8 protein-coding genes are annotated in these 9,813 nt (G+C 36.6%); 2 read left to right on the top strand and 6 right to left on the bottom strand.

The window, feature by feature from the left end:
• Window positions 1–82 (top strand): entericidin A/B family lipoprotein (locus tag KPC_RS14350; protein WP_121975043.1); only part of this gene is annotated, 82 nt, incomplete at its 5' end.
• Window positions 83–199: 117 nt separating this feature from the next.
• Window positions 200–1,333 carry a succinyl-diaminopimelate desuccinylase gene (gene dapE / locus KPC_RS14345; protein ID WP_121975042.1) on the top strand — a complete coding sequence of 378 codons (1,134 nt, stop codon included), beginning with the start codon at window positions 200–202 and terminating at the stop codon, window positions 1,331–1,333.
• Window positions 1,334–1,361: 28 nt separating this feature from the next.
• On the opposite strand, the gene KPC_RS14340 is transcribed toward dapE, so the two are convergent.
• From KPC_RS14340 to pilG, 6 genes are all read right to left on the bottom strand, one after another.
• On the bottom strand, window positions 1,362–1,826 hold the full coding sequence (locus KPC_RS14340) for a hypothetical protein (RefSeq protein ID WP_121975041.1): 465 nt from the start codon (window positions 1,824–1,826) through the stop codon (window positions 1,362–1,364).
• An 11-nt stretch (window positions 1,827–1,837) separates the two neighbouring features.
• Window positions 1,838–6,181, bottom strand: coding sequence for an Hpt domain-containing protein (locus tag KPC_RS14335; protein ID WP_121975040.1), 4,344 nt, complete (start codon window positions 6,179–6,181; stop codon window positions 1,838–1,840).
• 140 nt (window positions 6,182–6,321) lie between these two features.
• Window positions 6,322–8,400 (bottom strand): methyl-accepting chemotaxis protein, encoded by a 2,079-nt coding sequence (locus KPC_RS14330; protein ID WP_121975039.1) that lies wholly within the window; start codon window positions 8,398–8,400, stop codon window positions 6,322–6,324.
• A gap of 46 nt (window positions 8,401–8,446) precedes the next feature.
• Window positions 8,447–8,977 carry a chemotaxis protein CheW gene (locus KPC_RS14325; RefSeq protein WP_121975038.1) on the bottom strand — a complete coding sequence of 177 codons (531 nt, stop codon included), beginning with the start codon at window positions 8,975–8,977 and terminating at the stop codon, window positions 8,447–8,449.
• Between the two features lie 3 nt (window positions 8,978–8,980).
• Window positions 8,981–9,349 carry a response regulator gene (locus KPC_RS14320; protein WP_121975037.1) on the bottom strand — a complete coding sequence of 123 codons (369 nt, stop codon included), beginning with the start codon at window positions 9,347–9,349 and terminating at the stop codon, window positions 8,981–8,983.
• Window positions 9,350–9,366: 17 nt separating this feature from the next.
• Window positions 9,367–9,750, bottom strand: coding sequence for a twitching motility response regulator PilG (gene pilG, locus KPC_RS14315; protein ID WP_121975036.1), 384 nt, complete (start codon window positions 9,748–9,750; stop codon window positions 9,367–9,369).
• Window positions 9,751–9,813 lie beyond the last annotated feature (63 nt).

The following is a 9,813-nucleotide window of genomic DNA, read 5'->3' as shown; positions in this document are numbered from 1 at the left end:
AATCAAAGGTGTGGGCAAAGATGTGTCTTCAGCTGGTAATGCTGTAAGTGATAGCGCGCAAAAAACTCAAGATAAATTATAATTTATCCTATTTTCTAGAAAAGCCTTATCTTTTGATAAGGTTTTTTTATTTATATCTGCTTTTCAACAGCAACTTCTATTATCATACTAAACACATTCAAGTTACTTATTCACTTCCATGACTCATTCAGATACTTTAGATCTTAGCCTAGAATTATTACGCCAACCGTCCGTAACTCCTGTTGATCATAATTGCCAAACAATTATGGCTGATCGTCTTTCCAAAATCGGTTTTAACATTGAGAACATGCGCTTCGATGACGTAGATAATTTATGGGCAAGACGCGGTACACAATCTCCAGTATTTTGTTTTGCAGGACATACTGACGTTGTACCAACAGGTAATCTAGATGCCTGGAATTCAGATCCTTTTCTCCCTGAAATTCGTGATGGCAAACTTTATGGTCGTGGTAGTGCAGATATGAAGACAGCTTTGGCTGCAATGGTTGTTGCATCTGAGCGCTTTGTAAATAAATATCCCGATCATAAAGGTTCAATCGCTTTTTTAATTACGTCAGATGAAGAAGGTCCGTCAATCAATGGAACTGTAAAGGTTGTTGAAACATTAGAAGCGCGTAACGAGAAAATGACCTGGTGTTTAGTTGGTGAGCCTTCAAGTACCAAGGTGCTCGGAGATGTCATCAAAAACGGACGCCGTGGTTCACTTAATGGTGTACTCAAAGTTCAGGGACAACAAGGTCACGTTGCTTATCCACATTTGGCGAAAAATCCGATCCATGAAGCATCGCAAGTGATTACAGAACTTTGCGAAACTGTGTGGGATCATGGGAATGAATACTTTCCAGCAACAACATTCCAGATATCAAATATTCATGCTGGTACAGGAGCAACCAATGTTATTCCTGGCACTTTAGAGGTTACTTTTAATTTCAGGTACTCAACAGAAGTTACAGCCGATATTTTAAAAAGCCGTGTTCTTGAAATTTTAGATAAACATCATTTGAATTATACAATTGATTGGACACTTTCTGGATTACCATTTTTAACTCCAGTCGGAGAGCTTGTAAACGCAGCTCGTGATGCTATACATGAGACAACGGGTGTAGAAACTGAGCTTTCTACAAGCGGAGGAACTTCTGATGGACGGTTTATCGCACCAACTGGCGCTCAAGTACTTGAACTAGGTGTATTAAATGCAACCATCCATCAAATCGATGAACATGTCAATGTAGCTGAATTAGAACCTTTAGCTGAAATTTACGAAAAAATTCTGATCAAACTTCTTGCTTAGCACAACAGTTTTATCAGTTTGAAGGAGTCTAGATAGACTCCTTTTTTTGTAAACTATTGAAAATCTCATTTAAATCCGGGATATAAAATAACCGATTTTCAAATACAACATATTGATAAACAAATGGGTTCGTATTTTCACGATGATCGTCAGTCAACTCCGAAATCCGTAAACGCACAGTCCTTGGCATTGAAGTACACATGATTGCAAATCGCTGAGCTATACCTTCACCCTCAATAATTAATGCAATTCCCTGCTGAATTTGAGGATCATTTACAGCATATACAGGAAGCTGATCTTCATGCCAAGTCACATAACTTTCCACGGTTTCACAATCTATTGCTGATAAAACAATATTTTGTGGCAACAGCATAGCTACCCCATCAAAACATTCAATAATATAAGCATCAATTACCCCAGTAGAAACCGTTAGTGACTGATCCAAGAACTGGTCTTTTTTTTCATTTTCTGGTGTAGAACGATATAAACTCATAACAAAACAACCTAATTTTTAACAGTAAGCATCATTGCAATGTTATTGAGCAATTCAGACTCCTGGAATGGTTTACCCATATAGCGAGAAACTCCTAAGCTAAATGCTCGCTCTCTATGTTTTTCACCCGTTCTTGAAGTAATCATGATAATCGGCAGATTCTCGTGAATTTCATGATGACGGACATGTGAAGTCACCTCAAATCCATCCATACGTGGCATCTCAATATCTAATAGCATTAAATCTGGTTTGATATTCTCAAGTTGCTCAACAGCATCAACACCATCTTTAGCCGTTACGACATCAAATCCATTACGCTCTAACAAACGTGTAGTGACCTTTCTTACTGTCACCGAATCATCAACAATCATAATCAATGGACGCTGGTCAATATTTCTATCATGTAAAGTATCTTGTGTCGTTTTAATGGACCTAGGCATGGTCTGAATCTGACGCGCCAAGACATGACAATCAAGAATGAGACAAACCTGACCATTTGCCAGAATGGTTGCACCAGAAATGGCAATATGTTTGGCAAATTGCTGACCTATTGATTTCACAACAATCTTATGACTTGAGCCCATAAGTTGATCAACTAAAAGTGCCACAGTTTGTCCCAAACTGTTTTTAATAAGTAATACTGGCAATGAATGCCCGATACCAGAAAGTTTAGGTACAGCCTGATGCCCTACAAATTCGGATAAATATCTCAACCGATATTTTTGTCCTTCAATCAGGATATAGTCCTGAGCTTTGTGAAAATACTCCTCTAAAACTTGAGGTGATACCCTGACGATACGATCAATTTGTAGCAGAGGAATGGCAAACTGTTGATCTGCCACCCGAACCATTAATGCATCACTTGTTGCTACAGCAGTAGGTACCTGAATAATAAAACGGGTCCCCTTTTCTGGTGTGGATTCAACGGTAATCTGTCCACCCAGACGTTTAATCTCTGTCTGGACGACATCAAGTCCCACACCCCGTCCTGAAATTTGGGTCAATGATTTTGCAGTACTTAATCCTGAGTTAAAAATAAGCTGCATAATTTCTGAATGATCAAGCTTTTGATAAGACTTTATAAGCTTTTCTTTAATTGCTTTTGCTTTAATTTTTTGGACATCAATTCCTTTACCATCATCACTAAAGACAACAACTAAATCAGTTCCCAAACGTTGTACATCAATATGAATCTGTCCAACAGCAGGTTTACCCAAAGCTAGTCTGATATCAGTATCTTCGATACCGTGATCAATAGCATTACGAAGCATATGCTCAAAAGGCACGACTAATTTTTCTAGAATATTTCTGTCAAACTCACCATCAACATTATTCACAATCAATTCTGCTGGTCTGTCCAGTGAAGATGAAATTTGGCGAACTAAGCGTTGTAATCTTGGTAATAACCTCGAAAAAGGTACCAATCGTGTTTGCATCAGACCATCTTGCATTTCATTTTGGATACGAGATTGTTGTAGCAGTAAATTTTCAGTATCTCTGATTTTTTCAACCAGTGTCGTTTTAAAATCAATCAAATCCGATGCAGACTCTGCCAAAGATTTTGATAATTGATTCAATGAAGAGTATTGATCCATTTCCAAAGGGTCAAAATCCTGATATATCGTAACTTCGTCATTATGCTTAGCAAGGATCTGTGACTCTAATTCTCCTTCCATACGACGTAATTGATCAGCTAAACGGAAAATTGTTAACTCCATTTCAGATAAAGTCGATTGTAATTGATGAAGATCCAATTCCACCCTTGACCGACTAATCGAATTTTCACCAGACAAATCAATCATTTTTTCAACCAGATTTGCTGAAACCCGTATCATCTCCTGACTTTGACCAGATTTAACATGGTGTTCCCATGCACCATACATTGATGGTGGCTCAATTTCATGTTCAGCAAAATGAATCAGACTGGCACTTTCATGAGAGATATCTTTTCGAATAATATCGCTCGGCAATTGAGCAGAAACATCGACATATTCAATATTTTGGAGTTGTAATTTTAATTGCTCAGACTGTTCATAGACTTTATTTTGTATCGCATTTCTCAACCATAAAAGTACATTTTCCAGGAGAACATCATTTGCATTGGAATTAAAATGATAAAGTGCGTACTGTTCAAATGTTCTTTCTAACTGATAGGACACTTCTGCAACAGCTTGTAAACCTAACTGTTTTGCCCCTCCTTTTATTGTATGTACAGCACGTTGTAGCTCAATCAATAAACTATGATTTCCTCTTTGCTCAAACCACTGTTTAAGCAAACGTAATGCTTTTTGAATTAATTCCTGAGCTTCTTCACAGTACATCTGTTGTAATAAATCGTGTGAATCCTGTTGCTCATTTTCCTGTTGATCATTAGTAAATATATTTAATGGATTTTGCAATCCAGCTTCTAACTGAACATCTGCTTGATCCAGATATCGATGGACATCATGCAACGCATGTAACAACCCTGCTGCTGGATAGTCTCTATGTTCAGATTTCAGTAATGCTAAACGGTCAGCAACATCATCCTGGGCTATACGTAAGATTGCTGATAAATTTTGGTTTATTGGGATTTGTCGTTTTATAGCCTGCTCATAAATTGTTTCTAACTGGTGTGCGAGCAGCCCGATATTTGTAGCTTGTAGCATATTTGCACCGCCTTTTAGAGTGTGCAAATAACGCATGAGCTCTGTCAATACTGGAACATTTTCAAGTTCAGTACTCCACTGACCAAATGCATTTTCAATCTTAATCAAAAGCTCATCAGCTTCCTCTATAAAGATTTCAAGTACATCTTTATCAAAATCCTGGATAGCTTCACTAGAATATATTTTAGCTTTATCAGTAGAAATTTGACGAGAAAAATCAGTATGATAATTTATTTCAAATGACTTTGGTGCTTCCATTTCACCAAGCTGAGTTTGCTCAGTATTTAGCTGTGCGATCAATTCTATTAAATCATTTATGGGTTTTATATCATTTTGGGTAAGACATACACGCTGACCTGCTGCAAGATGATCAAAGAACTGGGTTAACAGTTGATGTGATTCTATAAAGAAATTCAAAAATTTAGTGTGATCTGCCAATTTCTGAAATAAAGACTCAGATAAAGAATTCAGCTGTTGATGTATTCCTTCTAAATTTCGACATAAATCACATAAACCCTTTGTAGCTTTTTGATCTGACTTTAATATTATTTTCTGAACTTGTTGCAAAAGTTCAATAATATAATTTTTTCCTTGATATTTGAGTTTATTTACACACTCATATTCAACATTTAATATATCATCAATATTTAATTCCAAGAGTTCAATGACTATATTTTCTTGGTTAGACTGATCCTCTCTTAATATATTTTTAAAATCATAATCATTTGAAGCTTCAATATAATTATCATATATTTTTTGAAGCCTTATCATTGATGCATCAGTTTTCAAAATAAAAATATAATCATTTAAAAAGGAATAGAAATGTTCTAGTAAAGTTTTTTCATTATTACAGTCTTCTATATCTTCATGAATAAATATCTTAAAGACCTGTTCTATTTTCGCACTTGCATCAAATATATGATCTATATGCGCCATACCTGAACTACCTTTCAGTGTATGTAAGGCACGAATCAATTGGTTATATTGTTCAAATTCAGGAGTCTCCAAAACCAAGAAGTCCTGAATAGTTTGTCGATGCTCTTCAACTTCCTCCATAAAAATTGAGAAAGTTTCTGAATCCATTGATATGGATAAAGTTTTATCGGTTTTCTGACTAGTAACCTGAACGTCCTCCCCTTTGTTATGAATACTTTCTGGCTTTAAATCATCTGCAAAGTTATCTAACTCTAAACCAGTAGAAGCTTCCTGATGATTTAGAGTTAGAGACAATTCTAAAAGAACAGCTAAATCTTGATTCAGCTTTTGCTGCTTTTGTAATTGCTGACCCAATAAAATCAAAGGACGAATATCAAGTGAATGATTACGCTTTAGATAAAAATCTGGATAATACTTGTATATATAAATATTAAAAACCGTCTGAACATAACGCACAAGATCTGATGTCAAAGTTATTTTTTGAGATATAACCTTGTTCAATGTATCTTCAACAGTCCACGCAAGTTCTGCCAAATTTTCGGCTCCAACCATACGTCCAGAACCTTTTAAGGTATGAAAAAACCTACGAATCTCCACAGTCAGCTGTTCTTGTTCAGGGCTACTGCTCCAATCTGCAAGAAGCAACCTAAGCTGTTCACAAATATCATGAAACTCTTCAATAAATATATCTAATATTTCAATATCTTGCTCTAAATAAACATCTTCTGGCAAATAAACCGTTTCAACTAACTGTTTTAATATTTCTTTCATGGCATCAGCTTCTACTATTGTCCCAATGAGACTTTTAGCTATGAAAAGTATGCTGCAAGTTAGTTAAAACTAGCTCGCAATATCTTCAAATACTTCCACTCAAAGCGATATAAAAATATCGCTTCCCCAAGAGTGCCGTTTTATTCTGGCAATTTAAAATCTGAAACAGAATGTCTAAGAGAATCAGCTAAATTTGCCAACTCAGAAACGGAACGAGCAGTATCAAAAGTAGCACCCGTGGTTTGTGCTGTAATTTCCTGCACAACCTTCATGGTATGAGCAATATGTCCTGCTGAGGCAGACTGTAATTGTGTTGCATCAGAAATACTTTCAATCAGTTTCGCCAGATTATGTGATACGTTTTGAATCTCACCTAATGCCAATCCTGCATCTTTAGCGAGATTTGCACCGCGAACTACCTCTGTAGTTGTAAGTTCCATAGAGATTACAGCTTCATTGGTATCCATCTGAATTGTTTTAACCAGTGTTTCAATCTGTTTGGTCGCAGATGTAGAACGTTCTGCCAACCTTTGTACTTCATCGGCGACCACAGCAAAACCACGACCTGCCTCACCAGCAGTAGAAGCCTGAATAGCAGCATTTAAAGCAAGGATATTCGTTTGATCAGCAATATCATTGATCAATGCAACAATATTTCCGATTTCTTGAGAAGATTCTCCTAAGCGTTTAATCCTTTTCGCTGTTTCCTGAATCTGTTCACGAATAGTATCCATACCTGCAATCGAGCGATTCACAACATTTGCTCCGTTTTCTGCAAGCTCTACGGAACGTTGTGCAACCATTGCAGACTCAGATGCATTTGATGAAACATCCTCAATCGAATTTACAATCTCATTAATTGCAACTGAGGCTCCTGCAATCTCTTGTGCTTGATGTTCAGATGCATCAGCTAACTGATTGGTAAGATTCTGAGTATCCTGAGAATAGCGGGATACTTCTTGCGATGTTTCATTAATTCGTGAAACCAACTCTCTCAATTGTTCAATAGCAAAGTTAATTGAGTCTGCAATAGCCCCTGTTACATCCTCAGAAACCGTTGCATAAGTTCTTAAATCACCATCAGCTAAATCACCGATTTCATCCAGTAAACGTAAAATTGCCTCTTGCTTACGGTCATTATCATTTTTTAACTTCAACAGATTTTTCTTATCGGCTTCATTTCTAATCTGATCAGCCTGAACACGAGAAACCAAAATTTTAAAAATATGATAAAGAAATAACGCCAGAGCAACAATGAGCAATAATCCCGGGATAATTGTTCCACTCACATCCCCTACAGAGAGTTGATTCAGACTGACCAACAAATGACTGGATAAAACAGCAATTTCAGATGTAGCCTGCTGAATTTGAACAATTTCATTCGTATTTTTTAGAATAATACTGGATGCTGGTTTAAGTACTTTTTCATAACCAGACTGGATATGCAGTAATGTTTCACGCATGCTTTTTTGTTCGACACGTGCCACTTTCAGCTTGCTATTTCCATTGAGCTGAGCAGTTAAATAACTGCCAAATGCTTCGGTATCTGCACTAAAGTCTCGAGAATTTACTTTAGATTTAACTGCAGGATTTAACAAAGACTCTGATGCATTTAATAAACGCTCAGCAAGAAAAACCTGATTTTTAGCAATGAGTATCTGATCACTTGAATAATCTGCTTTTGCCATTTGCTCTACTAATAAATTGTAGTCTGCCTGGACTTTTGGCACACTTTCATTCAAAGCAATATTCGTGTCATAAAGCTGATTCAAAACTTTTTGCTGTGCAGTAATTGTACTGATATCTTTAGAAAGTTTTGACCACGATTGCTCTATATCCTTAAACTCTTTCTGCTTTGAAAATGAGTTTTGCACGACTTTTAAATGTGTTGAAAATGACTCTTTTGAGCTATTTAACTCTTTTAGAGCCTGATCTGATCCTGAAGATGTAGCCTCAATCGCCTGCCTTGAAATAGTCTGGGATAATAATTTCAACTCACCTAAACTTCGGGTCAAAGTATTATGTTTAGGAACACTATAAAGCATATAGACCAATATTCCCAAAGCTACAACCAAGCTCAAAATTGCAATACGTATATGCGATTTTGATTGTTCATTATCCCCAAGCAAATGAAAAAAACCACTGTGTTCATTTGAATTACCTGCTGAATTATCTTTACCAGATCCATTCAACTTTGTCTGGTCAAGTTTAGAGACCATTCATTTTCTCCCCAATACATTGAATGATGATCAATGCACAAAATATTTATCTTTTTTCTGTTACATTCATATAATGTGGATCTTTCAGTAAGCGACTGAACAAGAATATATTCCACATTTGATTATGCTGATGAAAATAACCTGAGCAATATGGTTTTACTTTGGAATTGAGGTCTGGGTTTTCTAGGAAATAACTTTTTTTATTGAAATGCTGGATACCCAAAACCCGTTCTACACTTAACCCCATATAGTGTTCATGATGACTGACACAAATAATTTTTTGTGTTGCCGTATTCGCAGTATTTTGTCCTGTCAAAAAACAAGCCAGATCCGCAATAGACAAAAGTCTTCCACGAATATTGGCGATACCTTTAATCCAGTTCTGGACTTTGGGTACTGTGGTAAATTTTGGAGGAAAAATTACCTCTGATACTTCCCCAAGAGGTGCAACAAAAAGTTGCCCCATCATTTCAAATGCAATTCCTGACCATCTGTAAGTTTCATCATTATGTTCAATCAGGTTTTTTTTTCCGCGTTGAGATAATCGGAGTAACTCGATAAACCCTTTTGCCGCCATAAGCTATTCCATATTCAAGTTCTGCTGAATAACTTGTATTAATTGAGTTTCATCAACAGGTTTTATTAAATAATCTGTCGCACCTTGCCGTTTTCCCCATACCCGGTCAATGTCCTGATCTTTGGTACTCACGATAACAACAGGAATATGTCTGGTTTTTTCGGCACGTGTAATCTGTCTCGTTGCCTGAAACCCGTTTACTCCAGGCATGACAACATCCATCAAAATTAAATCTGGTTGTTCAGCCTGCGCCAGAGTCACACCATCTGCACCATTATTTGCTTCAAGCACATCAAACCCATGTTTGGATAGAATTTCCTTAAAACGGAACATTTCGGTTGGTGAATCATCGACAATAAGAATACGAGCCATTTTCTCTCCGTTTACTGTTAGGTCTTAACTAAATTCCGTATAGCACCAAGTAATTCGTCTTTGCTAAAGGGTTTAGTCAGGTATTCATCCGAGCCAACTACACGCCCTTTGGCCTGATCAAACAAGCCATCCTTACTTGATAACATGATCACTGGAATATGTTGGTAACTCTGTGAATTCTTGATTAATGCACATGTTTGATACCCATCTAGACGTGGCATCATGACATCTACAAATATAATATCAGGATTTGACTCTGCTATTTTGGAAAGTGCTTCAAAACCATCGACAGCAGTAACAACCTCAAAGCCCTCCCGTTGCAATAAGGTTTCAGCCGTTCTACGAATAGTTTTAGAATCATCAATTACCATTACTTTTAAGTTCTGAACTTTTTCATCCATATTGCCCCCAATCACAAATTAGATTCATTAAAAATTTATATTTTATAGTTTTCACCTAATTGC

Source organism: Acinetobacter stercoris (genome assembly GCF_900323515.1).
Taxonomy (GTDB): Bacteria; Pseudomonadota; Gammaproteobacteria; order Pseudomonadales; family Moraxellaceae; genus Acinetobacter; species Acinetobacter stercoris.
The sequence above is the reverse complement of the archived record's forward strand: the minus strand, read 5'-3'. Positions and strand labels throughout refer to the sequence as shown.